This is a genomic window from Acetobacterium tundrae (assembly GCF_008086615.1).
Lineage (GTDB): Bacteria > Bacillota > Clostridia > Eubacteriales > Eubacteriaceae > Acetobacterium > Acetobacterium tundrae.
On record NZ_RXYB01000012.1, the window covers coordinates 51,408 to 77,342 of the forward strand.

Here is a 25,935-nt window from a genome sequence, read left to right on the forward strand (position 1 = left end):
TTAAAATAGAACTAATATTATTTTCTTTTGAATAGATTGTATGTAAAAAAAGGCATCATAATAATAAAATATATAAAATATCCCGTTTTAATCAAAATATTGATTGACATTGAATTCGTAAAATAATACAATTAAATAAATTTAATCGGTTGAGCATTATTATTGATTAAATGCATTTAATCAATAATAATGCTAGGTGAACGTTGTGATTATTTCAAAATGACTTACTTTTTTAAAAGCAACGAAGTAGGTTTGATTGATATGCAAACGATTGCTGTTGCTGACCCTTGACACAAGAAACATAATGTTGCTTGTGATCTGCTGAGACAAAAAAATCAGAGGAACCCAGAGCCGCAATGCAAAATTGTTCTGGGCTGCACAATTAAAGAGTAAAGTAAAATTACAAATTAAATATTTAGTTGAAAGCTGGAGGCAAAAAAATAATGAATAAAATTCCGTTTGATTCCAAAGAACTGCAGGTTGTCGGGGAAATACCAAATTTTTTTGGTACCACAGATCCAATTTTTGATTCTCCTGTAACGATGAAAGAAAATTATTTACGAACCATGCAAAAAGAGCCGGTTTGGCAAAGTTTGGGAAATGAGTCCGCTTTATTCTGTCCTGCTGTTTTGCCGGATAACATTGCCAGAGCCTTTGTTTTCGAAGCGAATATGATGGCACCTCAGGATGGCAACGATATGTTCGGTATTCCCTGGGAATATGTTCCAGATGCTCAGGGTTCAATGGTCAGACCCGGAAATCATGTTTTAGAAGATGCCAATGACTGGAAAAGCATAATCAAATTTCCGGATATTGACAGCTGGGACTGGGAAGGCAGCGCAAAAGCCAATAATGGAACTTTTTTAAATGGTGAGGCCTTCGTTCTTGCCTGGCTGATTAACGGCTTTTGGTTTGAGCGGCTGATTTCGTTTATGGGATTTGAGGGCGCCGCAGAAGCACTGATCGATGAAGATCAAACCGATGCGGTAAAAGCAATTTTTGAAGCAACAACCGATTTGGCTTGTCGCCTTGTGGATAAATTCGTCGAATACTTTGATCATATCGATGGGTTTACCGTACATGATGACTGGGGCTCTCAACGGTCTCCGTTTTTCTCTGAGGCGATTGCTCAGGAAATGATTGTTCCTTATATGAGAAAACTCACAGACCACATCCATTCAAAAGGACTCTGGGCAGATCTTCACAGCTGCGGCCACATTGAGTCCCGAATTCAGTGTATTCTTGATGCCGGATGGGATTCATGGAGTCCTCAAGACATGAACGATACTGTGAATCTTTTTGAAAACTATGGTGATAAAATTTGCTTTGGTATGATTCCTGAAGTCTTTGATCCAACAATAACCAATGATGATGAACAGCGGCTTATTGCACGAAAATTTGCCGAAAAAGTCTGTGTTCCCGGAAAATCGTCATTTATCAGCGTTTATGCTGTGTTGGGCGGAATCATGACACCGGTATTTCGGGAAGAATTGTACAAACAATCGAGAATTTTATACAGTCATTAATAGCAACGTCAAAAAATCAGTACCTAGCTAATTTATATTAGCTAGGTACTGATTTTTGGTTAAATAACTAGCGGCAAGATGACGGTAAGAATTAAACCAATGGCTGTCCCAAGTCCATTATTAAAAAAAATCGACCAAACCCTTCAGAGACTTGAGTTGATATTATATTTCTAATGGTCGATCTTAACGTGATTAATCTTTTATTTACAGCAATAAAATGATACAATATGTCCATTCGAAACGACTGTCTGGCGAGCCGGGCACATAAATTAATGATCAGTATAAAAAACGTGGAGGAAAAAAATGAAATCGACTGAGAATGCTTCCTTAGAATTAAAACTGCTGAAAAGTATTTTATGGGTCTATATTATTCTCTGTATCATCATTGCCGGGCTGAATTTTGGCTATGTCAGCCGGGCGACACCCGCGGTTGCGGCATTTATTACTTGGCTTTGGGGTTTTTATGAAAACTGGGTCAAGACCATATTTATTGTAATCGGCAGTTTCCTCACCTTGCGAATTATTGGTTCATCCCAACGAACGGCAATGCGCAAGCGGAATCTGATTGGGCTTATTTTAATGGCCTTGGTCGTCCATATTTTGGGGCCACTCCTCTTAAACAACAATGAATTGTATTTTTTTGCCATGCCTTTGCCCTGGAGCACCATCCCCTTACAACTTTTAGATACGGGGTCGGCCTTTTACCTGAAATATCTGCCGATTTTTGGACTCACCGGTATTTCATTGGCATTAACCGTTTATTTAATCATTACCATCGTCGTTTTTGCTGGTACGCTTCTTTTCGGTCGCCGATGGCAATGCTCGATGCTATGTTTGTTTAATGGTTTTGCGGCAGAGGTTTTTGATCCGGTGATTCCCCTGATTGGAAAAAAGAAAAAAGTTAAAGCCAAAGGTCTAAAAATCTTTTCGTTCCTACGATGGATTTTTTTTGCCTTGGCCTTGTGCTTCACCTTTTATTGGATATTAATCCTCCTGGGAATGCCAATGGTTTACAGTGATGTGATTGCAAAAATTGAAAACTATAAATATCTGACGACTGAACTGCTGATGGCCATGTTTTTCTGGATTGCGTTTGTTGGACGGGGATATTGTTACTACTGCCCGCTGGGAACGGTCCTTGGTTTAGTTGGCAAAATTGCCGGCCAGCGAATTAACACCAATCTGACAAACTGTATCCAATGCGGTCGGTGCAACGCAGCTTGTCCGATGTCCATCGATATAAAAAGTTCGGCTAAAAAGGGCAGCGAAGTTTCTGAGTTCCGTTGCGTGGGCTGTGGGCATTGTGTCGATAGTTGTCCCCAAAAAACGCTTGCCTATGCAACTCGTTTTTTAGAGAAAGAAAAATACCAGCCTTAAATCAAAAGCATTGGAAGCCCTTGAGCTTTCGCTGATTCTCACTAAATATGAGTTGGAGATTCCGAACCCGCGCCGCTTGCAACAAAGGTTAGTAGGGGGTGGCACCTTCAAAATCGCTGGTCAAAGTGTCGGTAACTCCTTTGACAACTGTCGAATTTTGAGTGATAATTCCCACATTACGATCATTATCGGTGCTGCTGGCGGTAAAATTTGTGCTGCCAAGGTAAACGGTGTCGTTATTGACTGAGATGGCTTTTGCTTGAATATAGATTGGAGCCCCATTTGGATACAAACTGACATTCACACCACCAGCCTTTAGGGTATTAAACCCATCGGTAAATTCGGGGGTATTGGTCATCGTGAAATTAACAGTCACACCCCGTTTAACGGCGGCGATAAGGGCGTTCTCTATCGGTGTACTGTCCAACTGCTCTGTTTCAATATAGAGTTTTGTGCCGGCACGGGCAGACTCAATCAGTTGGGTAAATTGCTTTTCTGCGCCGGGGGACCAAACCAGCTCGGAACCGGAAGGGACATCACCGGTAACAGGAGCGATGGTGTTGTTGCTGTAATCTGCTTCAAATGTCGTGGCAACACCGGTCACGGTGGCGGGATTATCGGTGATCACAATAAAATCCCTTAATACTGAATAATATTGAGCGACGAGATTGCAATTCATAATTGCAACTTTTTCATTGTCCACAACGATGCTTTTCTGATGCCACAAAACATCGGGCCAGGAATAAACAACATGGACACCGTTAGCAGTTAGATTGTCATAGGCCGGTTGATTCATGCCGACGGTACCGCCATCTGAAGCATTTGAATTAAAAAGAACCCGTACATCGACGCCTTTTTGCGCGGCGGCAATGAGGGCGGCTTCGGCATTTGCGTCGACCAATGAGTACATGGTCATATCGATGGTTTTAGTGGCCGATCCAATGAAGTCGTAGACGGGTTGATAGCCATCTTCAGGTAATTTGATTAAAGTATCCGAATGCGTTGCAGTCTTTGATTCTGTGGTTGAGGTGCTGCATCCGAATAAGGTCGCAGCCATAAAAACACCTAAAAGAATTAACACAGCCCTAGTCATTTTCTTAGGGTGAGTGCTGTGCTGGCCAGATTGCGTCTTAAAAATACGCGTTTTGATAACTTTGTTTTTGTGGTCTTCCATAATACTCCTCTTTTCTTTAAATTTTTACTTTTTGGATATTATCATAATAATATCGACAAAATTTGCGGATACTTTAATTGATCTTTCATTACCAGCAATAAAATGATACAATATTTCCAGTCAAAAAGACTGCCTGGCGAGCCATCACCGGCATTTAACCTTAATGTTCATTGAGATATTAAAGGATAAATAACGGGATCTGCCAGAATAAAGGAGCCATTAGCTATGAAATTTTATTTCGCACCGATGGAAGGGTTGACCGGGTACATTTTTAGAAATGCTCATCATGCTTTTTTCAATAATATCGATAAATACTTTTCACCGTTTATTGTTGCAAATCAAAGTAAAAGTTTTAAAACCCGGGAATTAAATGATATTTTACCTGAAAACAACCAGGGCCTGGTTTTGATTCCGCAATTGCTAACCAATAATGCAAAAGATTTTATTCAGACTTCAAATAAAATTAAAGTGATGGGCTATGATGAGATCAATTTAAATTTGGGTTGTCCTTGCGGAACGGTCGTTTCAAAAAATAGAGGATCAGGATTCCTTTCAAAAAGAGCAGAACTTGACGCTTTTTTAGATGAAGTATTTTCTCAAGCGACAATAAAAATCTCGCTAAAAACCAGAATTGGAAAAGACCAGCCTGAAGAATTTTATGACCTAATTGAAATATTTAACAAATACCCTTTAGAAGAGCTTATTATTCATCCAAGGATTCAAAAAGATTTTTACAAGAATAAGCCGAATATGAAAATTTTTAAGGAAGCTTTGGTTTTAAGTAAAAATCCTGTCTGTTATAATGGTGATATTTTTACAATAAAAGATTACCAGACGTTTTCGAATGATTTTCCTGATGTGGATACGTTAATGCTTGGCAGGGGCTTGTTAGCGCATCCCGGACTGAATAGTGATGTTAAAAGTAATGTTAAACTTGAAAAAAAATTACTAAAAGACTTTCATGATAAAATTTATGAAGATTATAAAAGTATTCTCTGCGGAGAAAAGAATGTCTTGTTTAAAATGAAAGAATTGTGGTTTTATATGATTCCAGTATTTTCTGATCATGCAAAATATGCAAAAAAAATTAAGAAATCAAAAGGGTTTTATGATTATGATGAAGCGGTCTCAAGCCTATTCAAAGAGCAGAATATTTTATCAGAGAGCTAAAACGGTTATGAATGGTGGGTTAGTAGTAAAAGAAAGGGAAGGTTATTATGATGTTTTTCCGTAATTTCAACGCTGAGCTTTGGGGGATATTTGTGGGCAACCTGTTGCTTTTATTTTGCTGCGTATTTTATCTGGCCTGGTGGGTTGTTACTTTTCGTCCCAATGCACCCGTTGGATCCGCTGGGGTGTGGTATATTACGGCGGCATTGATTATAGGCGTTGCTGCGATTGTTATTTTGTCTTGGGGGATTGCTACACTTTCAAAGCATTCTGAAAGCATACCGGTATGGTTGATTCTGGTGGGCGTTGCCGCGTTATTTGTAGTTTTGCTTTTGGTTACAACCATGATCTTTCAGCGGATTGTGACCTCGGAATTGCTGATCATACTGGTCTGGACCGGGTTGGAGTTGTCTGCGATCACGGTGCTGTTTGGTACCGGGCGCTTTGGCCCGGAAACCGGGGTGATCCTCGCGGTGCTGGTAGGAATTGTCACCGTTGTCAGTTTGATTTGTTATGTCCTTTATTATCGTCTGGATGAAATTCTAAGTTACTGGATCGGGATGGTTCCCCTTACATTTTCCGGACTTTTTTGCGCAGTTTTTCTGGGTGTATTAGCATTTTTATAACTTGATCTTACCGCTGGTTAAGCATCTTCAGTTGTTGCCAGATATCGGATATCTTGCTGGCTGCTAAAAATTTCGCAATTGTTTACATAATCTTTCTCATCTAACTCTTAAACAACTTGACAGTTATTCAGTATCACAATATAATGAGCATATGATCAGTGAACATGTGCTCATTATATTTGAAAAAGAGTTGGAAAGGAATGATTAGATAATGTCAATCACTTTAGTCAAAACCAGAGCAGGAATTATATCCGGCATGAAAAGTAATAATCCCGAGATATCTGTGTTCAAAGGCATCCCTTATGCCACACCTCCAGTAGGTGACCGACGCTGGAAGGAACCAAAACCACTCATTCCCTGGAACGGAGAAAGAAAAGCCATCCATTTCGGCAATATATGTGTCCAGGATCGTCCAGCGAAGAATGATTTCTTTGCCAAAGAATTTCCTTGTGAAGATCAACCGATGTGTGAGGACTGTCTATATTTAAATATTTGGACCCCTGCTGATACAGCGTCAGAAAAGCTCCCGGTAATGGTCTGGCTGCATGGAGGTCTTTTTGTACGCGGATACGGTCATAAGATTGAATTTGATGGAGAAGGCCTGGCGCAAAAGGGTGTGGTAATGGTTTCAATAAACTACCGCCTTGGCATTTTCGGTTATTTGGCTCATCCTGATCTTTCAAAGGAATCCTCACAGGGAATCTCAGGTAACTATGGGTTAATGGATCAGTTGGCAGCCCTAAAATGGATTAATCATAATATTTCAGAGTTTGGCGGTGATCCCAATAATGTGACAGTCTTTGGGCAATCAGCTGGCGCGATGTCGATACAGGCGCTTGTCGCTTCTCCGCTTGCTTCGGGACTGATATCAAAAGCTATTATGCAAAGTGGTGGTGGTATTCATATGCTTCTGGATTTTCCATCACTTGAATATGCTGAAAAAATTGGCTTAGAGTTTGCCTCGATGTTTCAGACCGCATCAGTGGAAGCGTTAAGACAAGTATCGGCTGAAGATCTTTTAGTAAAATCAAAAGTCTTTCATTCGCAAGAGCCAGCCGTCTTCCTACCAAATGTCGACGGATATATGATCCCGGAAGATGTCTCACTTGCTGAAATGAACGGAAATACCGCGGATATTTCTTACTTGATTGGCACGACCCATGATGATTTTCAAATGAAGCTTACTGAGGAAAATTTCAGAAAGATTGCCGCCTTTTCGTATGGCGGGTATGCAGAAAAATATCTCCAACTGTTTGAGGATAGGGCAGGAAATCTTTCTGGGTTCAGCCATCACGTTTCAGAGCGCATGACAGCCGCTGCAGTTGCTTGGGCTGAGATACAAAACACCTTGGGCCGAGTACCTGCTTATCTTTATCGTTTTGATCATAAATTGCCGGAGGAGGATCCCGACGGTTCCAATAAGAGCGAACCATCAGAGGCAACCAAGATTAGCGTTGATGGAATCAGAGAAGGAGATTATAGCGGTGCGTTTCATACCAGCGAACTGGGGTATTTATTTAAAACTCTGTCACATGGCTGGAGGCCTTATGAAAAAGCGGATTACGAATTATCGGACCAAATAGCTCAATATTGGACTAACTTTGCCAAAAATGGTAATCCGAATGGCAATGGTTTGGCTCAATGGAAGCCTTATACAAAAGAAAACCACTGCTTAATGACGCTTGATGTTGAATCAAAAATGGAAAAAGTTAAAGAAAACGCTCGGGTTTCATTTTTGTGCGAATTCTTATCAGGTAAAATGAATTGAATAAACGGGAACAACAGAGACTGGATCGACGGCAACAAATCCTTGAATGCTGTCTGGATATGATCGTCAGCCGCGGTTATGAAGCGATGAAAACTCGCGATATCACTGAAAAACTGCATATCAGTACGGGCCTTATTTTTAATTATTTTGGCTCAAAAGAAAAAATATTTGAAGAACTCGTCATGATGGGAGTAAATACCACCGAAAATATTTTAAGATCTAATGAAGAAATCACACAGCCGATTGAATATTTTGAAAAAATTACGGAAACCATTTTTGAAGGAATTCAGTCTTATTCAATGACGGCGAAGATGTTTTTACTAATGGCACAGGCAATCAATTCAGAGTCAACCCCGGAAAATGTGCGGAAAATAGCCTCACAGCTTAACGTAATAAATCCGCTGATTTCAATAATTAGCCATGGTCAGAAATTACATCAAATAAAGGAAGGTGATCCAGAGGCACTGGTAATGGCATATTGGGGAGCTGTTCAGGGAATCGCCGGAAATTATGCGAATGGACAAAATCAGCATATGCCCAAGAGTGCTTGGATTGTCGACATTTTAAGAGCTTATTAGTCCGATCGTCAATTATTTACCACTACCATTTTGCACCGGATGTTTGGAAAATAATAAAGCCGGTTAAATAAAAATTATTTTCGTTTAAAATACTAATGAAGTTTTAATAATTAATTGGGATAATGTCCGAGTAAATAAAGAATGACACACTGTTTGAGTGAAAGCTTGAATAGAATAAAATTAAAAGTAGAGGTGAGGAGACATGACACTTTATATCATGGCTGGAATAGTTATATTTTCGATTTATATTCTGATGCTCCTTCCGGGCCGGATACCGAAGGATATTGATGATCAGCTTTGGATGAGTTATTATGCTCATCGGGGATTGCATAATAAGGATAAGTCGATTCCTGAAAATTCCATGACCGCCTTTAAAAAAGCAGTGCAGGCCGGTTATGGCATTGAGATGGATTTAAATCTCACCGCAGATGGAAAAATTATAGTATTTCACGATGATAATTTGTTTCGACTATGCGGAGTGGATAAATTAATAACCGACTGTACCCTTGATGAACTAGAAAAATATAATCTTGAAAACACTGAAGAAAAAATACCCTTGTTTGAAGATGTACTTAGACTGGTGAATGGGCAGGTTCCCTTGATTGTGGAACTGAAAAGTACCAAGCATATCGAAGAACTGTGTTCAAAGACGGCTGAAATGCTTGATGAGTATAAGGGGCTGTACTGTGTGGAGTCCTTCCATCCTCTGATTGTCAGATGGTTTTATAAAAACCGTCCGGATGTGGTTCGGGGACAGCTTTCAGTCGGGCGAAAAAGCCTTAAGGATATTGATGTCAAATTGTGGCAATGGCTCTTAATCATTTCATTTGGTACAAATTTTGTCACACGCCCCCATTTCATGGCCTTTTACCATGGCGATGCTCATCGCAAACTGGGCCTCAGCCTGTTTCATTTATTAACAGGGCGACTGGTGGGATGGACCGTTCAGGATACCGACGATATTGAATATTGCAAGAAGAAATTTGACGTGATCATCTTCGAGTATTTTGAGCCGTGAAAAAAGCTTGTCGAGTAAAGATAATGTAACGGTGTCGGTAACAACATAAAAAAGAAGAAACCCTGTATTTTCACACGGTTCCTTCTTTTTTTTATCGAGACAATTTTATTTTCTGGCGGTGCTTTAATACAGGGCATCTTTAATCTCGATACCGGCCGCTTCTGCCAGTCTCTGAACGCCTTCAACGGCGATTGTGACGGTGCTTTCGACATGGATAAAATCCGTCGCGCTGTCATCAAACAGAATATTGGCCTGAGCGGGAAATTCATCATCGCCATCCCAAAAAAGAAATTGCATCGGCATGCATTCAAAGGCTTTGATCTGACAGCCGGCATCGGAATGGGGGAGTTTGACACCGCCAAGGGCGATACATGCCATCGACAGCTTTTCGGTCTGGCCGGAAAAGATTTGGGCAAAAGGAACAAGAACATGTTTTTCAAAAGCCGTTGTAAAGGGGGAAGCGCCTTTTAACTCTCTGAAGGGAACCCATTTATTCTTTAATACCGCCTGAGGCGATGCGTACCAGAGCAGCGTGTAAATAATTAATTGATTATTTCGATCCGCCGCTAGAAAATTTTCAAAAGAGATGATTTTCCCGGTTTCAGAATGGATCCCGAATTTTTGTCCGAAAAGGTTTAAGGTGAGGTATCCCTCCTCCTGTTTGATTTCCGGAAGTTTTTCAAGCAGCTGCTGGCGATCCATTTTCAGAAATTTCAGGCGCCAGGCCTCACAGGCTTTTTCATAGTTGTTAGTTGTTTCAATCTCCATATATATGCTCCTAAAAAATAAATTTGGTGAGACTGGGTTGTTTCACCCTGTAGATATTTTAGTTTACCAGAGATATTGAATTCTTACAACTGATGATGCTTGCTTATCACAATAATATTTCAGAACATAATTCTTGTAATTAAACACATTTAATATTTATCGGTGTAACAAATATAAAACTATGATAGAATGTAAAATAACAAGTAATGGATTGTGAACGAAATATACCGTACTTTTATGATATTCAAAAACATCTAATTAAAGGAGGCGCATTTTGAAAATCAGTATTAATATGATTGAAAAGTATTTTTATAAACACATTCGTATGAAAACGATTAGAGCGGATGCTAATCTGACAATTGAGTCTTTTGAGGTAATTGATCTTACCAAGTGTTCGTTTGAAAAATCAAATTTGTATTTAATGAAAGCCAAAGAAATACCCGATGCTGAAGAAGTTCCCCCTGATGTGAATTTTCTTTGCTATAGTTTACCAGCAGATTTTGAACTAAAAAAATACCAACACATCAATCTGTTAATCCTTGAAGGTCTGAGTGAACAAAAGATATTAAATAATGTTATCGCGATTTTTCACCAATACAATACCCTCGATGAACAGCTTAATTCATTAATATACCAAAATTTTTCTTTGCAGAAAATTATTGATTTAGCCACGGAAATGGTGGAAATGCCCCTTAATGTGCTGGATTTGAATCATAATGTGCTGGCCATCAGTTCGCATATGGATGCTCAGAATGATCCGATTTGGGAATCCATGAAAGCAGGGTCGGATACGTCCAATTATGATATGGTTTTAAAAGGAAAACCAAAGATGAGTGACATTATTCAGGCCCCCGGATCTTCGGTTGAGATGATCTCGAATATCAGCGGCCATTATATAAAGGTCACGATGCTTTCTAATAAGGGCCATGCCGTGGCAACTTTCGGCATGCATAAAACCAATGACTTTGATAAACCCTTCGAAAAACATACCATTCAGATTTATGATTATGTTGCGGAAAAACTGAATCGCAATTTTAATCTTTTTTTCGAGTCAAAGACCGACCGTGGATTATTGTATGAAGAATTTTTGCATGATCTGTTTAATCGCAAGTTAGAGAGTCAAAATGAAATTGAAGAGCTTTCATCAAAACTCGGTTTCAACTTGGACACCAGATATATTATGGGACTGATTTCGGTCAGGGACAGTCAGATGAGAACAGATTATTATTTTACCATGATGGAATCTTTAGAAAGAAGCATTGCGGATTCAAAATGTATTGCCATGGATTCTTTTATTTACATCATTATTCCCATCGCAGATGATGTGTATTTGTCCAATGAAGGGCTGAATCGATTATCGGAATTTATGACTATTCATAATTGTCTTTGTCTCTTCAGCCCGGTCTTTATATCCTTTGAGGAATTGTATAAAATTAACACCATGTTCAAAGTGGTTTTGACATTTATTGATAATCAGGGCAGACATGATCGAATTTATCATTTTTATGAATTTGCCAGTCAATACAGCATGTGGCTGTTGGCGGAGAATATGCCCAACAATATGATCACGCATCCGATGATTCAAAAGATCATCGATTATGATGAGCAACATCATTCCGATTATCTGGAAACCCTAAAGTGCTACTTTAGAAATGAAAGCAGCATCGTCACCACGGCGAATTTACTCCATATGCATCGTAATTCGCTATTGTATCGAATCAATCGAATTGAAAAGCTGCTGGGGGTCAGTCTGGATGACTGGAAACTAAAAGAGCAATTACTTTTTTTTATGATTTGCTTGGAAAACAGCGATGGTTTAAAAAAATAATAATGGCAAAAAAGCCTGAGGAAATTTGCGTGATGCTGATTTCCTCAGGCTTTTTCGTTTGTCAAAGCCATCATCAACCGGGCTTTCATTAAGTCTTCTGTGCATTTTAACCACTAAGCGATATTTTATTTTGTGCAGAAACAACGTTGCTTTGAATCAGTCAAAAATTTAAGATAAGGATAATAAAACTTGAATACGTGTAATATTATTTGATGCCAAGCACCAGCCTGTGATGAAAGAGCAGAAAAATTTGTTGCGTATTTAATTTCAATTAGCCTATTTGAAAACGATTAAAAGCTCAATTGAATTAGGAGGAATTTAAGAATGTACAAATTTAAACCTGCAACTGAACGCATTATTAAGATGCATCAGCTCATTCGTGACCGGGTCATTCAGACTGACGCGGAGAGAGCGCTGATCACCACGGAGTCCTATAAGAGAAATGAACATGTGCTGCCGATGATCAAGCGGCCTCGGGCAATTTATGATGTCTGTGCAAATATGACAGTTCGTGTGGAAGATTTTGAAATTATTGTTGGGAACAGATCTAAAAATTTCTGTGGTTCCGGTGTTGAACCTGAATGGGAAGGAGAGGGATGGATTCCGTCAATGATTGAGAATGGTATCTGGACGCTTCAGGATGATGGATTGTATCACAACCCTGAAGGAGAAGAACTCAAACTTGCCATCAGTCCGGAAGATGTTGAAGCCTTGGGTTCCATTCGGGATTATTGGAAAGACAGAACCATTACAACGACAGCTAATGCATGGCAGCCGGAAGGCTATGATGAGCTCTGCAAGCTTGAAGTCTGTGCCAATGCTCCGGGAGCTCCATTGATGATGATGACAGCCGGTCACCTTACTCCAGGTTTTCAGAAGATCATTAACGTTGGTTATGGTGCCATCCGAAAGGAAGCATTGGATTTTATGGATACCCATCGTAATAACCTCATGGGGGATGATCTGAATAAATATATGTTCTACAATGCCGCTTCCATTGTCTGCGATGCAGCAGTAATTATGATTCAGCGCTATAGTGAAGCATGTCTGGAAAAAGCAAAAGTGTGTCAGGATGAAACCCGAAGGGATGAGCTGTTAAAAATGGCCGATGGACTTTTGTGGATTTCTAAAAATCCTGCTCGAAATTTCTGGGAAGCCTGCCAGGCAGTCATTATGTATCAGCTCTTTCTGGCTTTGGAATCAAAGTATCCGGCGTGCTCCTTTGGCCGATTTGATCAGTATACCTGGCCATTCCTTAAGGCCGATCTGGAAGCAAAACGTTTGACAATGGATGAAGCTCAGGAAATCGTAGATGCCTTTTTTCTGAAATCGAACTGTTTCTACGGTGCGGCACCTGAATTTGTTGCCCAGATCACGGGCATCGGCAATACCTATCAGCATACCACCGTAGGCGGGATTGACCCGGAAACTGGCGAAGATGCCACCAATCCGGTGACCTATATGGCGCTTGAAACGATTGGCCGATTGAAGCTTCATGATCCCACCATCTCGCTTCGGGTCAATAAAAATACGCCGGACAAACTGTGGGAATGTGCGCTTGAGACCTCCAAGCTTGTGGGCGGTCTGCCGCTGTTTCAGAATGATGAGATTATTATCCCCGGTCTGATGAAAGAACTTGGCTTTAGTTTGGAAGATGCAAGAAACTATGCCCTGATCGGCTGTCAGGAAATCACTGGCTCCGGAAATGATTATTCGGCCTGTAACGGAATTGCTCCACCCTATGCCAGCATTCACTATGGGGTTGTTCTCAATATGGCCATCAATAACGGAGTCAATGCTTTTAATGGCCAGAAATGCAGTGTGAAAAAGGGATATCTTTATGAGATGAAAAGCTTCGAAGAGGTGAAAGAAGCATTTAAGGCAGTTGCGAGTTACATCACCAAGGCACAAGTCAGCATCAATAATTATACCGAGTATCTGACCACTCAATATGCGCCTCTTGCCGGACTTTCCATTTCCATGGAAGGCTGTATGGAATCTGGAAAAGATGCCACCTGGGGAGGCTGTAAGTATAACTCCTATGGTGGCACAGCTACCGGTCTCGCCACCGTGGCAGACTCGTTAAACACGATTAAATACATGGTATTTGATAAAAAGCTCTGTACCGCCAGAGAACTTTATGATGCAGTAATGGCCAATTGGGAGGGATTCGAAGACCTACGTCAACAGATTCTTCACGAGGTTCCTCATTACGGAAACGCTGATCCGTATGCGGATGAACAAATGAGATGGGTTTGCGATACCTATTATGATATCTGTCAGCAATGCTACAGTACCCGAACTCGACATTTTAAAGCAGGGCTTTACAGTGCCTCCGACCACGTTTTCCAGGGGTATCATACCTGGGCAACACCGGATGGAAGAAAAACCGGAGAAGCCCTGGCTGATGCCACATCCCCTGCTCAAGGACGAGATATAAACGGACCCACCGCAGTGTGCACTTCTGCTTGTTGTTATGACCAGAGTAAATTCATGGACGGACTGGCGTTGAACATTCGTATTCATCCCTCTGCATTAAGCCGGGATGACGGCGTTGAAAAGCTTCGAGATATGACCAAAACTTATCTAAACAATGGCGGAATGGAAATTCAATACAATGTTGTTAGCACAGAAACCATGCGTGCCGCCCAGGCAGATCCGCAGTCCTATCGGGATCTTGTTGTGCGCATTGCCGGTTACTCGGCTTATTTTGTGGAGTTGAATGCAGATTGCCAGAACGATATTATCCGAAGAACAGAAAATACACTTTAACGATTTCAAAAAATAATATCAATTGGAGGAAACTAATGATTAGTACCTATACACAAGCAAGTCCAGTGGTTTTTGGAGTGGATGCAATCAATCAGATTGCTGAAAAAGCAAAAGATTTGGGCGGCAGCAGAGCATTATGCATTTATGATCAAGGCGTCAAAATAACAGGCATGGCTGATCGAATTATAAAGCTTTTAAATGATGCCGGAATCGAAACGGTTGTTTATGAAGGGGTTAAACCAGATCCCACTAATGATGCGGTTGATACCGCCGGTCAATTTGCGCGAGACAGCCATGTTGATATAATTATTGGTATTGGGGGCGGAAGCACCTTGGATACGGCAAAATGCGTAGCGGTTTTAAATGACAATCCGCTTCCGATTACTCAATACTGGGCATCATTAGGTAAAAAATATGAAATGAAAACACCGTTGATTTTAGTGCCGACCTCATCCGGCACGGGTAGCGAAGTGACGATGATTGCCGCCATCGTTGATCTCAAGACGCATATCAAGGAAGCTGTTGTTAAACCAGGCAATCTGGCTATTGTCGATCCGGCATTAACATTAACAGTGCCACCCCATATCACCGCGGTAACTGGGATGGACGCCCTTTCCCATGCGGTTGAATCCTACACCACCAACTGCACCAATCCGCGATCCGATGTGTTGGCGCTGGAGGCGATCAAACTGATCGCCCAGAATTTGGAAAAAGCAACGTGCAACGGCAGCGATTTGGAAGCCCGGACACAGTTATCACTGGCCAGCAATTTCGCCGGGATTTCTTTTGGAGACGCTAGTGTCCATTTTGGTCATGCCCTGGGACATGAATTCGGCGGAGTTTTTCATTTGCCTCACGGTGCGGCCTGTGCACTGACCATTCCGGAAGTGATTGTATTTGCCGCAGATATTATACCAGAACGGATCATCAACATTGGTAAAGCATTTGGCCTGGATTTTCCGGCAAATACGACGGGCCTTCAGGCCGCGGAACTGACGGCTGAAAAAGTGAGAAATTTGCTGAAAGCTGTTGGCATTATGTCCCTCAAACAACTCGGAATCAGCAGAGCAGATGCCGTCGCCTGTGCCAAAGGAGCGGTGGAAAACAACTGGTTTGTAAGTTGCGCCGTCAAAGAAGTTAATGTTGATGTAATGGCCGAATTAATTGAAAAAATTTATGATAATTTTCAATAAAAATTAAAACTGGAAAGGAAAAAATATGATTACCTTAAAACCCATTACTACCCGCGTTTTAAAAATGCGGAAGAATTATCGCGAAACCATGCCGAAAGTCTGCACGGCCCGTCTGAAAATCGTCACCGATTTTTATCTGGAAAATCCCAACATCACGGGGATTTTAAAACGCGCACTGGTATTTAAAGAACTGGCGGAAAAAATGCCGGTTTTGATCAGTGCGGATGAGATCATCGTCGGGAGTATGGCTTCTACTTATCGCGGTTCAGCTCTTTTCCCGGAGAATGATATTGTCTGGATGAAGGCTGACAACGAGGCCGGACAATTGTTTAACCGCGAGTTGGATCCCTATATTATTGATGATGAAGACTGGGCGTATATTTCCAGCGTCATACCTTACTGGTCCAAAAATTCCCTCAGTGCCATGACCGATGCCTATATTCCGGAAGGATATTTTGCCGCAGTCGGCAACCAGGTTACCGTTTATGGGGACAAGGGAATCTGTGCGGCACCGGTTGGTCATTTCTGTACCAATTATGACAAGGCCATTCGGGTGGGATTTGGGACCGTTAGGGAGGAAGCCAAAGGAAAAATGGCTGATTTAGAAGGGAAAATGGATGCGGGTACCATAAAAAAATACAATTTTTACCGATCAGTGGTGATTGTCTGTGACGGAATGATTACTTTGTCCAAGCGCTATGGCGCAGAAGCTGCCCGTCAGGCAGAAGCATGTTCAGATCTCAGTCGAAAGGCTGAACTGGAAAAAATGGCGGAATCACTGAACTGGATTATGGAAAAACCGGCCCGCAATTTTCAGGATGCCATTCAGATTATGTTCCTGTATCAGATTGGCATGTGTCTTCACAATAATATGCATGCCCCGACTTTCGGTCGGGTAGATCAGTATCTGGGCAGCTTTTACAAAGCTGATCTGGCAGCCGGACGGATGACACCGGAAGAAGCTCAGGAAATCTATGATCTATTTTCACTAAAAGTCGCTGAAATGAATAAAATCTGGTCATCCGGAACCACTCTGGCAGTTTCTGGTTATACGGTTGGTCAGCTCATGACTCTGGGCGGCGTCGACAAGAACAATCAGGATGCCACCAATGCGGTTACCTATATGATGCTTCAGACTGCTGCCCGGTTGGAACTCCATGATCCGCCTTTATCGCTTCGAATTCATAAAGATACGCCGGACTTATTGTGGGAAGCCGCATTGGAAACCACGAAAATATGTGGCGGGGTACCAACTTTTGAAAATGATGATGTGATTATTCCGGCGTTAATGAAAAACAATCGGATGGATTTGGAAAGTGCCCGGAATTACTGTCTCATTGGCTGTGTTGAGCCAGCCGGTTGTGGTGACGAATGGCCAGCTTGCGGTGGGTCCGGGGGTGAAGCCTATTGGAATATGCCAATGGCTATTGTTCATGCTATCAACGACGGTCATAATCCGATGCCAGACTTTTTTGGAAACGTCAACGAAAACAGAACCGGGGCCCATACCGGCTATCTCTATGAAATGGAAACCTTTGATGAAGTGCTGAAAGCCGTTTCCGTTCAATACCAATATTTTTTAGAATGGCAGATGTCGATGGTTAATATGTTTGAAGTGGTGGCGGCTGAGCATATGGCCCAACCCCTGGTATCCTGCATGATGGATGGGTGTATGGAATCCGGAAAGGACGTCATGAACGGTGGTGCTAAGAATAACAGCTGTGGTGTTCCGGGAGTTGGAATCGGGAATGCTGTGGATAGTCTGGCCGTGATGAAGCATATGATTTATGACAAAAAAATATGTACGGCTAGGGAGTTTTATGATGCAATTATGTCCAATTGGGAAGACCGGGAAGATCTGCGGCAATATATCCTCAACGAAGTGCCTCACTATGGAAATGACGCCGACTACGCTGATGAATGGGCCACTTGGCTGCTTAACCTTTTTGCCGATATTGTGACGAATTTTACCAATGTTCGGGGCTGTAAATTTGCGCCGGGTTTGTACCCGGTAGCTACTAATGTTTTATGGGGATTGATGACACCAGCTACTCCGGATGGACGAAAAGGTGGAGACCCGCTTTCAGATGGTATCTCTCCAGTACAGCAACTTGATAAAAATGGACCCACGGCTATTTTGAAATCGGTGAGCCGTATTCCTCAGGAACGTTTTTCAAACGGAACCCTCTTGAATATGAAGTTTCATCCTACGGCACTGAGCAATGAAAGCGGCAAAGAAAAGCTGGAAGCCCTAATGAAAACTTATTTTGATATGGGCGGGATGGAAATGCAGCTCAATGTTGTAAGTGTGGCTACCCTACGAAAAGCCCAGGAACATCCGGAAGACTATCAAAATTTGGTTGTCCGAGTTGCTGGATTCAGTGCTTATTTTGTGGAACTCTTTAAAAACTGTCAGGATGATTTAATTCGTCGGACAGAATTAACCCTATAAGCCGTGAGAGGCTACAGATGATGAAAGAATCAGACCTAACGGGTAAGGTATATGATATTCAGGGATTCTCGGTTCAGGATGGACCAGGAATTCGAACCACAGTATTTTTAAAGGGGTGTCCGCTTCGTTGCCCATGGTGTCATAGTCCGGAATCCCAATCCTTTGCTTCCCAGCTGAGCTGGATGGCCATGCGGTGTATTGGTGTGGAAAAATGCGGAAAATGTTTGACGGCCTGCAAAAAAGGCGCAATTACAGTCGGTGAGAGTACAGAAAGTATCGGAACCGGCGAGAAAATCAAGCTGGTTCATGTTAATCGTTCCCTTTGTGACGATTGTGGCGATTGCACCAAGGCATGTTATCCGGGCGGACTTTCTATTTGCGGAGAGGACTATCAGGTAGATGATTTGCTGAAACGGCTCTGCCGAGACATTCCCTTTTATAAACAATCTGGGGGAGGGGTCACTGTTTCCGGAGGAGAGGCTCTTTCACAACCGGAATTTATCCTTGCTCTTTTAAAGGGTTTAAAAGAGCAAGGGGTTCATACCGCTTTGGATACCACCGGTTTTACAGATTTCAAAAACATTGTCGCCGTTTTACCCTATGTGGATTTATTTTTATATGATCTGAAACACATGGATAGCCAGCAACATAAAAAAGTCATTGGCGTTCCAAATGAACGGATCCTCGAGAATGCGAAAAAAATTGCTAGGGCAGGCGGAAAACTGCAGATTCGGATTCCCATAATTCCAAGCTTTAATGACTCCGAGGAAAATTTAAGATTAACTGGAGAATTTTGCAAAGCCTTGGGAGACGCGGTGACACTCGTTCAAATTCTTCCTTACCACAATATGGGTGTGGCAAAATATCTGCGAATCAGCGATGACCCGAAGATATTTGAAACGGAGCCGCCAACGGAAGAAAAAATTCAGAACCTGAAGGAAATTCTTGAAAGTTTTGTATTAAAGGTAACGGTTCATTGAGATTATAAAATGAATGAAAACCACAAGAAATGCCATTGCGTATCTCTTGTGGTTTTTCTTAATTTCTGTTATATTAAATAAGTAGCTAAGCTAAACTCAATTTAATAGAAGTGAGGCGAAAAATTTGATTTCCAGAATACTGATCTTCATAAAAAACATTTTTTATATCCCGCTGGCGGAGAAATACCGAAAAGAATTGACAATAAAGATAAACAGAACCAACGCAGCGAATTTAAGTATTATTTCACGAACTTTTGTTATTCTGCAACTCTTAACAATCGCTTTTTTAATTATTAATCAAGGGAAAGCTCTGTTCATACCGTCGAATATCATTTCTTTTGAGCGGTACGTAGTCCTGGGAATTGGGGCCTTGGTTATTTTTCTGCTGATTACTAAACTGGAAAAAGATATTCCCAAGAATGGAACGGGGATCGTGGCGGCGGGGATTATCTTCATTGTATTTGTCTTAGCATGGTGTGCTGTAATTTCCTTACTGGATCAGGTATCCTATGGTCAGATTATCGTTTATGTCGCAGCCATGATTTCGATTGCGGTTGTGCCTATTTTTCAGCCCTATATTATAGTTCCAATTTATGTTGCGGTGCAATCCGTTTTTATCCTTTTGATACCAATGTTTCAGCCATCTCCGGATATTGTCTCAGGAGATATTATTTACAGTACCCTGGTTATGATATTGGCTGTGGTCATATCACGTATGCGATACCAAAATTGGGTGAAAGTTTTTGAAAATGAGAAGAACATTGAGGAAAAAAACGATGAATTGGAAAAAGTTAATACTGAATTCGGAAAAATTAATGAGAAACTAAAGAAAGCTAATGAAAAATTGAAACACCTTTCTCAACGAGATGGTTTAACGAATATTTTCAACCGTTCCATGTTTGATAAAACAATGAATTTGGAATGGAACAAGTGTCAACGTAATCAATTACCGCTGTCTTTACTGATGATTGACATTGATTTATTTAAAATATTGAACGATACTTTCGGTCACCAGATTGGAGACTATTGCTTAAGGCAGGTTGCGGATGTTTTGGTGTTCTGCGCCAACCGTTCGGCTGATGTTGTATCCCGCTATGGCGGCGATGAATTTGCTGTCATATTACCACAAACAGATAAAGACGGTGCCCTGACCATTGCCAAGAGACTTCAGGAAAATGTTGCCGCATTGATTATTCCCGAAATTGATTGTCAGGCGTGCCAATCCCTTACCATCAGTATTGGTGTCAGCTGTATTGTTCCGTCGGAAAATTTCTCCATTGAAGAATTGATTAAGCATGCAGATCAAGCGCTTTATGAAGCAAAAAAAGCTCGAAATGATATACAATTTCAGAGTGTTGATAAAATTGAAGTCAGTGCTTAAAAAGATGAAAAATATAGCTACTGATTTAATAAAGATAGCATCTGCTTTCGAATTTTGTCAGCTAGCGCGAAGAAACTTTCTGCCGCTACTTCTTAATCCATCTCGGAGTTTGCATAATTTTGTCCCCATTGCCCTAAATTAGCTAAAATCGGTAAAATGCTTTTTCCTGAATCGGTAAGGGAATATTCTACTTTGGGCGGTATTTGTGCATAGGCAAATCGTTTTACTAATCCATATCCTTCTAATTCACGGAGTTGTTGAGTCAACATTTTTTGAGTAATATTCGGTAAAGTTCTTCGTAGCTCATTGAATCTGATCGTTTTATCACCTAGATACCATAAAATGAGCACTTTCCATTTTCCACCGATGATAGCCAACGTTAATTCCATCGAACAATGATACTCTTTATCTTTAAATTTAATCAATATTTCTTACTCCTTAAATTAGTCAAAGTATTATTTTACGGTATACAAGTATATACTATCACACTGATAAGTGCCTACTTGTTAATTATTACCTGACAGTCTATTATTATAGCATAATAGACTGTCAAAATAACAACTATTGAAGTGAGGAAAGTAAAAATGAATATTATTCAGGTTGATCATGAAAAATGTACTAAATGTGGGATATGTGTAGAACTGTGTCCAACAAGAACTTTACATATGGGAGAGAACGGGCCAGGAGAAGTTAGACCGGAAGGATGCATCGCTTGTGGGCATTGTGTTGCTATATGTCCAAATACGGCAATCGATAATGCCAAGACACCATTATCTGGTCAAGTGGATTTAGAAGAATTTCCAGTTATTGATAGTGATACTGCTTACCATTTTATGCGATCACGTCGATCAATTCGTTGCTATAAAAGTGAAAGTGTTCCTAGAAAACAGTTATTAAAATTAGTCGATATTGCACGATTTGCTCCGACTGCAAGCAATAAACAGGGGATCTCATATATTATTATCGAAAACAGAAAAACACTTGAAAAAGCAACAGCAGCAGTTATTCAATGGATGGAAGAAAACCAGTCGCGTTGGTGGAGCTTTCCGTTGCATATTAAAACTTATAGAGAAAAAGGCATTGATGGAATTTTTCGTTCTGCTCCAAATCTAATTATCGCGACGGCACCAAAAGATTTTAAAAACGGTCGGGAAAATACTATTTTATCACTTACCTATTTAGAACTGTATGCAAATACGTTAGGAATTGGTTCTGCTTGGGCAGGTCTTTTTGAGATGTGTGCATTTTCAAACTATGTTCCCTTACTGGACTTGTTAAAAATTCCAGAGACTAAGTCAATAACAGGCGCCGTCATGATTGGTTATCCGAAATATCATTTTCAAAGACTCGTGGATAGGAATCCGATTGATGTTACCTGGTTAAGTGATGAAGGTAGATAGGATAAGTTAAATAAAGATTTTGACAACATTTCCAGATAACCAAAAAAATATTTTGCTCAATCTAAACCAGCCAAAAAAGTTAAGTGGCATCAGACTCAACTTAACTTTCTGGCACCTCTTTTAGCATTGACAGGATCGCATTGATGTTTTCTTGGTTAACTCCTTTATCCGATCGCTGAAACAGTGCTGCCAGCACTGATTTTACAACGATGCGCGTTTGCTTATCGCCGATTTCACATAATTCTACGGTAACGATTTCACCAGCCGATCTTGAACTGGGGGTTGTTTGTAAAATAATCACATAGTTTTTTTCTTTCAGTTCTTTTTCGATAATGGAAAAACGCCGTGTTTCATCTAAATTTGATAAAAATCTTTCTTTTAGCGCTTCAAGTGATGCGCCAATGATCACTTCTTTGGTTTCTGATTTACTCATATCATTTTTTTAGCATCAGACTGTATAAATTAAAAAGTCTGATGCATTCCCCTTTCTTTTTTTGTAATACAAAACGATCGTTTTCGTTATTTAACTTCCGCCCGGTAAATGAACGAATTAAGAAAAGCAACAGGCGGTGCTTAAATTATATTGCGAATAAGAAAGATTTTCAAGTTAAAAACCATTGTCACCTTGTATTTGTAATAAAATAAGATTATTGTCCCATAATGAGAAGAAAATAAATGAGCAATGTTGTAAATATATTTTGATATTGATTGAGCTTGAGTTTATAATGTCAATTAAAGATAGTTAGAACAGAGCTTAAAGTGAACGACACAATAAAATAAGGAGTAAGCATAAACATGAATGATCAAAAAGAAAACGTTGCCATCTTTGAAGAGTATTTTGACCAATATATGAAAGCTTATATGACAGAGCGTAGTTTGGCGCAAATAGAGCCCTTGCTTGCGGATTCGATTTTCGCGTTTGGAACAGGTTTAAACGAGAGAACTTTCAATAAACAGGATGCCTTACTGCAATTTGAGAAAGATATCGAGGCAGCACCAGATCGGATTGATATTTATTATCATCATAAGCATGTTCATTTATTGGACCCGGATAATGCCCTGGGAATTACTGAATTTGATATGAGCACCACGATTATGGATCAGGGGCTGAAAATCAACCATCTGCGATTAATGCTGGTGATGCATCGAGCGTGTGACCGAATTGAAATTGCAGGAATGCATATTTCTTTACCTACCCAGGTTCATGATGAGGATGAAGTCTATCCCTTGAAAGAACTGGAAGAGCGCACGTACGTACTGAGAAACATGGTTGAAAAAAGAACAAAAAGCTTGAAAGAGGCATATGATGAACTCATCACCATCATTAATCAGGACCATTTGACCCTTCTGAGATCAAGACATTATTTTGAAGAATCGTTGCTAAAAGAGCAAAATCGATTCGAGCGCTTTAAGAGAGATTACGTGTTGATGCTATTGGATTTGGATGATTTCAAAATCGTGAATGATCAGTATGGACATCAGACAGGAGATGAGGTATTAAGAAAAGTGGCGTTAACCATCAGCTCTCAGGTTCGAACAACAGATATAGTGGCAAGATGGGGCGGGGATGAATTTGTAATCCTGATGCCAGAAACAAATCTCAATACAGCCGAAAGAATCGGAAAAGACATCCGAATGGCGATTGAGGCTGAAACATATGACATTGAACTGAAAATTACATTAAGCATTGGGATTACCAGCGCTCAAACACATCATCCGGAAAAGGAATGCAGTATGTTCGAAAGTGCAGATAAAGCGATGTACCGTGCAAAAAAAATAGGAAGAAACCAGATTTCTTGTCGTTAAAAAGTATCGCCATTTGTCTTTAGCGCATCCGATAAAGGGTATTACCAAATGGGGGATAAACTTGGAGAAGCCTTCTCAATTGTTAAAGTTAAGTAGTTTCTACATACCTCGTAAAATAGAAGTTACGGAATATTTTAAGGAACCTGATATTGTTTTCGAATTGTCAGCAATATCAGGTTGACTATTTAGTCATTCTAAATTATAATTGAGGACAGAAAGATAAGGAGGCAATGGTGGATAAAAGAGAACAGATATTAAAAGCAGCATTGACACTTTTCAATAGGTATGGTTTCGACAATACCCCTACGGCCCGAATTTCAAAAGAGGCGGGTGTTGCAACCGGAACACTGTTTAACTATTTTAACAGTAAGGAAGAATTGATTAATGTCCTTTATCTAAATTGCAAGGATTCATTGACAAGACGGTTATCCGATGGTCTTGATCAAGAAAAGACCTATCGAAGCAAATTGAAAAGAATTTATATCAATTATCTCAGATGGAGTCTTGAGTATACCGATGAATTCCTTTTTTTTCAGCAGTTCTGCAATGCATCCTGCATCGGCGAAACAACACGCAAAGAAGGTTTAAGTAAGTTCAATAGCATATTAGAGTTGATTACTGAAGGGATAGAGAAAGAAATTATAAAAAATGTCAATCTGGATTATATCAGTACGGTGCTTGTAGGTATACTGAATTCAAGTACCTATTACTATATTGCGAATCCTAATTTGGCTGGAGATGAAGAGTTTTTAGAAATGTCTTTCGATTTTCTCTGGGATAGTATAAAAAAATGATTTTTTTTATACTAGAATGACTAAATAGTCATTCAGCCGGAGGTAATGTAATTTTAAATTAATCACATCGATTTTAATAACCGTTGCCTGTTCTTCGACAAGCAGAAAAAATAAAGCAACTAAAAAAAATAAGGAGTATTACAAAAATGAATTATCGGATCAACCCTAAAAATGGAGACAAACTTTCAGCCCTTGGTTTTGGCTGTATGCGATTTGCCAAAGATGAAAAAGAAGTAGAAAAACAGATAATTTATGCGATTGAGAATGGTGTCAACTATTTTGACACAGCCTATATTTATCCCAAGAGTGAAGCTATATTAGGTCGAGTGCTGGCAAAAGGTTATCGTGACCGCGTTAAAATTGCAACCAAGATGCCCCCATATTTAATAAAGAAATATGAAGATCTTGACAAGATTTTTAACGCTGAATTAGAAAGGCTGCAAACAGACCATATCGATTATTACTTCTTGCATATGCTGACCGATGTCACAATCTGGACAAGACTTGTAAAACTCGGCATCATGAAATGGATTGAAGAAAAAAAACAAGCAGGCCAAATTATTAATATCGGATTTTCATACCATGGCGGCAGAGATGAATTTAAAAAACTGGTGGACACTTTTGATTGGGAATTCTGCATGATTCAATTTAATTTTCTTGACGAAAATAAACAGGCTGGAAAAGAAGGGCTGGAATATGCTGCGGCTAAAGGATTGCCGGTTATGATAATGGAACCGTTAAGAGGCGGGAAACTGGTTACAAATCTCCCCAAAGAAGTTTATAAGGTCTGGGATCAGGCATATGTACATCGTTCTCCAGCAGAATGGGCATTTCGCTGGATTTGGAATCACCCGGAAGTAACCGTTGTATTATCTGGAATGAATTCTCAGGCGATGGTGGAAGAAAATATAAAAACAGCATCACAAGCTGAAGCAAATGCTTTTACAGCCGCTGATTTTGAATTATTTAATAATGTCAGTCAAATACTGAGTGAAAAAATTAAAATACCCTGTACCGGATGCAATTATTGCATTCCATGTCCAATGGGGGTCGATATTCCGACCTGTTTTTCATGCTACAATGATCGGGAGATCGAAGGTAAAACGTCTGCTCTGAGCAAATACATTATGCAAACCAGCGTGAAGAGTAAAACCAGCAATGCTTCTCTTTGTTCGAAATGTGGAAAATGCGAAAAACATTGCCCTCAAAATATTAAGATAAGAGACGAACTGACCAATGTTTCAAAAGCGATGGAGGGTTTTTACTATAAGCCAACCCGGTTTATAATTAAAAAATTCATGAAATTATAAAAAGTCTTCCTGCC

At 40.3% G+C, this 25,935-nt stretch carries 21 protein-coding genes; 17 read left to right on the plus strand and 4 right to left on the minus strand.

What is annotated here, in order from left to right:
- Nucleotides 1-443 precede the first annotated feature (443 nt).
- The gene (locus FZC40_RS10650) at nucleotides 444-1,526 is read left to right on the plus strand and encodes a uroporphyrinogen decarboxylase/cobalamine-independent methonine synthase family protein (RefSeq protein ID WP_148604135.1); all 1,083 of its coding nucleotides are present in this window, start codon (nucleotides 444-446) and stop codon (nucleotides 1,524-1,526) included.
- A 303-nt stretch (nucleotides 1,527-1,829) separates the two neighbouring features.
- Nucleotides 1,830-2,903 (plus strand): 4Fe-4S binding protein, encoded by a 1,074-nt coding sequence (locus FZC40_RS10655; RefSeq protein ID WP_148604137.1) that lies wholly within the window; start codon nucleotides 1,830-1,832, stop codon nucleotides 2,901-2,903.
- An 88-nt stretch (nucleotides 2,904-2,991) separates the two neighbouring features.
- On the opposite strand, the gene FZC40_RS10660 is transcribed toward FZC40_RS10655, so the two are convergent.
- Nucleotides 2,992-4,077 (minus strand): phospholipase D-like domain-containing protein, encoded by a 1,086-nt coding sequence (locus FZC40_RS10660; protein WP_148604140.1) that lies wholly within the window; start codon nucleotides 4,075-4,077, stop codon nucleotides 2,992-2,994.
- Nucleotides 4,078-4,302: 225 nt separating this feature from the next.
- Between FZC40_RS10660 and FZC40_RS10665 the strand changes: the two genes are divergently transcribed.
- The 5 genes from FZC40_RS10665 to FZC40_RS10685 all read left to right on the plus strand — a co-directional run bounded on the left by FZC40_RS10665 (nucleotide 4,303) and on the right by FZC40_RS10685 (nucleotide 9,237).
- Nucleotides 4,303-5,247: a tRNA dihydrouridine synthase gene (locus FZC40_RS10665; RefSeq protein ID WP_148604142.1), complete on the plus strand. Its 945-nt coding sequence runs from the start codon at nucleotides 4,303-4,305 to the stop codon at nucleotides 5,245-5,247.
- 47 nt (nucleotides 5,248-5,294) lie between these two features.
- On the plus strand, nucleotides 5,295-5,873 hold the full coding sequence (locus tag FZC40_RS10670) for a hypothetical protein (protein ID WP_186843769.1): 579 nt from the start codon (nucleotides 5,295-5,297) through the stop codon (nucleotides 5,871-5,873).
- A 211-nt stretch (nucleotides 5,874-6,084) separates the two neighbouring features.
- A complete protein-coding gene (locus tag FZC40_RS10675; protein ID WP_148604146.1) occupies nucleotides 6,085-7,641 on the plus strand; it encodes a carboxylesterase/lipase family protein in 1,557 nt (518 codons plus the stop codon).
- On the plus strand, nucleotides 7,638-8,219 hold the full coding sequence (locus FZC40_RS10680) for a TetR/AcrR family transcriptional regulator (protein WP_148604148.1): 582 nt from the start codon (nucleotides 7,638-7,640) through the stop codon (nucleotides 8,217-8,219). The genes FZC40_RS10675 and FZC40_RS10680 overlap by 4 nt, the downstream gene beginning before the upstream one ends.
- 202 nt (nucleotides 8,220-8,421) lie before the next feature.
- Nucleotides 8,422-9,237 (plus strand): glycerophosphodiester phosphodiesterase family protein, encoded by an 816-nt coding sequence (locus FZC40_RS10685; protein WP_148604150.1) that lies wholly within the window; start codon nucleotides 8,422-8,424, stop codon nucleotides 9,235-9,237.
- Nucleotides 9,238-9,360: 123 nt separating this feature from the next.
- On the opposite strand, the gene FZC40_RS10690 is transcribed toward FZC40_RS10685, so the two are convergent.
- Entirely contained in the window at nucleotides 9,361-10,005 is a 645-nt protein-coding gene (locus tag FZC40_RS10690; protein WP_148604152.1) for a DUF3786 domain-containing protein, read from the minus strand.
- 274 nt (nucleotides 10,006-10,279) lie between these two features.
- Between FZC40_RS10690 and FZC40_RS10695 the strand changes: the two genes are divergently transcribed.
- From FZC40_RS10695 to FZC40_RS10720, 6 genes are all read left to right on the plus strand, one after another.
- Nucleotides 10,280-11,833 carry a PucR family transcriptional regulator gene (locus tag FZC40_RS10695; protein ID WP_148604154.1) on the plus strand — a complete coding sequence of 518 codons (1,554 nt, stop codon included), beginning with the start codon at nucleotides 10,280-10,282 and terminating at the stop codon, nucleotides 11,831-11,833.
- Between the two features lie 324 nt (nucleotides 11,834-12,157).
- Nucleotides 12,158-14,605: a pyruvate formate lyase family protein gene (locus FZC40_RS10700; RefSeq protein ID WP_148604157.1), complete on the plus strand. Its 2,448-nt coding sequence runs from the start codon at nucleotides 12,158-12,160 to the stop codon at nucleotides 14,603-14,605.
- Nucleotides 14,606-14,640: 35 nt separating this feature from the next.
- Nucleotides 14,641-15,798 (plus strand): iron-containing alcohol dehydrogenase, encoded by a 1,158-nt coding sequence (locus FZC40_RS10705; RefSeq protein ID WP_148604159.1) that lies wholly within the window; start codon nucleotides 14,641-14,643, stop codon nucleotides 15,796-15,798.
- A gap of 25 nt (nucleotides 15,799-15,823) precedes the next feature.
- Nucleotides 15,824-18,250, plus strand: a complete 2,427-nt coding sequence (locus FZC40_RS10710; protein WP_148604162.1) for a glycyl radical protein — start codon at nucleotides 15,824-15,826, stop codon at nucleotides 18,248-18,250.
- A gap of 17 nt (nucleotides 18,251-18,267) precedes the next feature.
- Nucleotides 18,268-19,230 (plus strand): glycyl-radical enzyme activating protein, encoded by a 963-nt coding sequence (locus FZC40_RS10715; protein WP_148604164.1) that lies wholly within the window; start codon nucleotides 18,268-18,270, stop codon nucleotides 19,228-19,230.
- 124 nt (nucleotides 19,231-19,354) lie between these two features.
- Nucleotides 19,355-20,611, plus strand: coding sequence for a sensor domain-containing diguanylate cyclase (locus FZC40_RS10720; RefSeq protein ID WP_148604166.1), 1,257 nt, complete (start codon nucleotides 19,355-19,357; stop codon nucleotides 20,609-20,611).
- A gap of 92 nt (nucleotides 20,612-20,703) precedes the next feature.
- Here the strand turns inward: FZC40_RS10720 and FZC40_RS10725 are convergent, their stop codons facing one another.
- Nucleotides 20,704-21,036, minus strand: a complete 333-nt coding sequence (locus tag FZC40_RS10725) for a winged helix-turn-helix transcriptional regulator (RefSeq protein ID WP_148568401.1) — start codon at nucleotides 21,034-21,036, stop codon at nucleotides 20,704-20,706.
- Between the two features lie 159 nt (nucleotides 21,037-21,195).
- Here FZC40_RS10725 and FZC40_RS10730 point away from each other — a divergent pair, with 159 nt between their 5' ends.
- Nucleotides 21,196-22,011, plus strand: coding sequence for a nitroreductase family protein (locus FZC40_RS10730; RefSeq protein ID WP_148604168.1), 816 nt, complete (start codon nucleotides 21,196-21,198; stop codon nucleotides 22,009-22,011).
- 100 nt (nucleotides 22,012-22,111) lie between these two features.
- On the opposite strand, the gene FZC40_RS10735 is transcribed toward FZC40_RS10730, so the two are convergent.
- Complete coding sequence (locus FZC40_RS10735; RefSeq protein WP_148604170.1) at nucleotides 22,112-22,444, minus strand: hypothetical protein; 333 nt, start codon at nucleotides 22,442-22,444, stop codon at nucleotides 22,112-22,114.
- Nucleotides 22,445-22,806: 362 nt separating this feature from the next.
- Between FZC40_RS10735 and FZC40_RS10740 the strand changes: the two genes are divergently transcribed.
- The 3 genes from FZC40_RS10740 to FZC40_RS10750 all read left to right on the plus strand — a co-directional run bounded on the left by FZC40_RS10740 (nucleotide 22,807) and on the right by FZC40_RS10750 (nucleotide 25,921).
- Nucleotides 22,807-23,817 (plus strand): diguanylate cyclase, encoded by a 1,011-nt coding sequence (locus FZC40_RS10740; protein WP_148604172.1) that lies wholly within the window; start codon nucleotides 22,807-22,809, stop codon nucleotides 23,815-23,817.
- A gap of 233 nt (nucleotides 23,818-24,050) precedes the next feature.
- Nucleotides 24,051-24,611, plus strand: coding sequence for a TetR/AcrR family transcriptional regulator (locus FZC40_RS10745; RefSeq protein WP_186843768.1), 561 nt, complete (start codon nucleotides 24,051-24,053; stop codon nucleotides 24,609-24,611).
- A gap of 146 nt (nucleotides 24,612-24,757) precedes the next feature.
- Nucleotides 24,758-25,921: an aldo/keto reductase gene (locus tag FZC40_RS10750; RefSeq protein ID WP_148604177.1), complete on the plus strand. Its 1,164-nt coding sequence runs from the start codon at nucleotides 24,758-24,760 to the stop codon at nucleotides 25,919-25,921.
- The last annotated feature ends 14 nt before the right edge of the window (nucleotides 25,922-25,935 follow it).

Coding starts and splice junctions, on each gene's coding strand:
- FZC40_RS10715 (WP_148604164.1), top strand. CDS start 18,268: ATGATGAAAGAATCAGACCTAACGGGTAAGGTATATGATATTCAGGGA.
- FZC40_RS10705 (WP_148604159.1), top strand. CDS start 14,641: ATGATTAGTACCTATACACAAGCAAGTCCAGTGGTTTTTGGAGTGGAT.
- FZC40_RS10730 (WP_148604168.1), top strand. CDS start 21,196: ATGAATATTATTCAGGTTGATCATGAAAAATGTACTAAATGTGGGATA.
- FZC40_RS10685 (WP_148604150.1), top strand. CDS start 8,422: ATGACACTTTATATCATGGCTGGAATAGTTATATTTTCGATTTATATT.
- FZC40_RS10675 (WP_148604146.1), top strand. CDS start 6,085: ATGTCAATCACTTTAGTCAAAACCAGAGCAGGAATTATATCCGGCATG.
- FZC40_RS10700 (WP_148604157.1), top strand. CDS start 12,158: ATGTACAAATTTAAACCTGCAACTGAACGCATTATTAAGATGCATCAG.
- FZC40_RS10670 (WP_186843769.1), top strand. CDS start 5,295: ATGATGTTTTTCCGTAATTTCAACGCTGAGCTTTGGGGGATATTTGTG.
- FZC40_RS10740 (WP_148604172.1), top strand. CDS start 22,807: ATGAATGATCAAAAAGAAAACGTTGCCATCTTTGAAGAGTATTTTGAC.
- FZC40_RS10690 (WP_148604152.1), bottom strand. CDS start 10,005: ATGGAGATTGAAACAACTAACAACTATGAAAAAGCCTGTGAGGCCTGG.
- FZC40_RS10735 (WP_148604170.1), bottom strand. CDS start 22,444: ATGAGTAAATCAGAAACCAAAGAAGTGATCATTGGCGCATCACTTGAA.
- FZC40_RS10660 (WP_148604140.1), bottom strand. CDS start 4,077: ATGGAAGACCACAAAAACAAAGTTATCAAAACGCGTATTTTTAAGACG.
- FZC40_RS10665 (WP_148604142.1), top strand. CDS start 4,303: ATGAAATTTTATTTCGCACCGATGGAAGGGTTGACCGGGTACATTTTT.
- FZC40_RS10750 (WP_148604177.1), top strand. CDS start 24,758: ATGAATTATCGGATCAACCCTAAAAATGGAGACAAACTTTCAGCCCTT.
- FZC40_RS10655 (WP_148604137.1), top strand. CDS start 1,830: ATGAAATCGACTGAGAATGCTTCCTTAGAATTAAAACTGCTGAAAAGT.
- FZC40_RS10710 (WP_148604162.1), top strand. CDS start 15,824: ATGATTACCTTAAAACCCATTACTACCCGCGTTTTAAAAATGCGGAAG.
- FZC40_RS10650 (WP_148604135.1), top strand. CDS start 444: ATGAATAAAATTCCGTTTGATTCCAAAGAACTGCAGGTTGTCGGGGAA.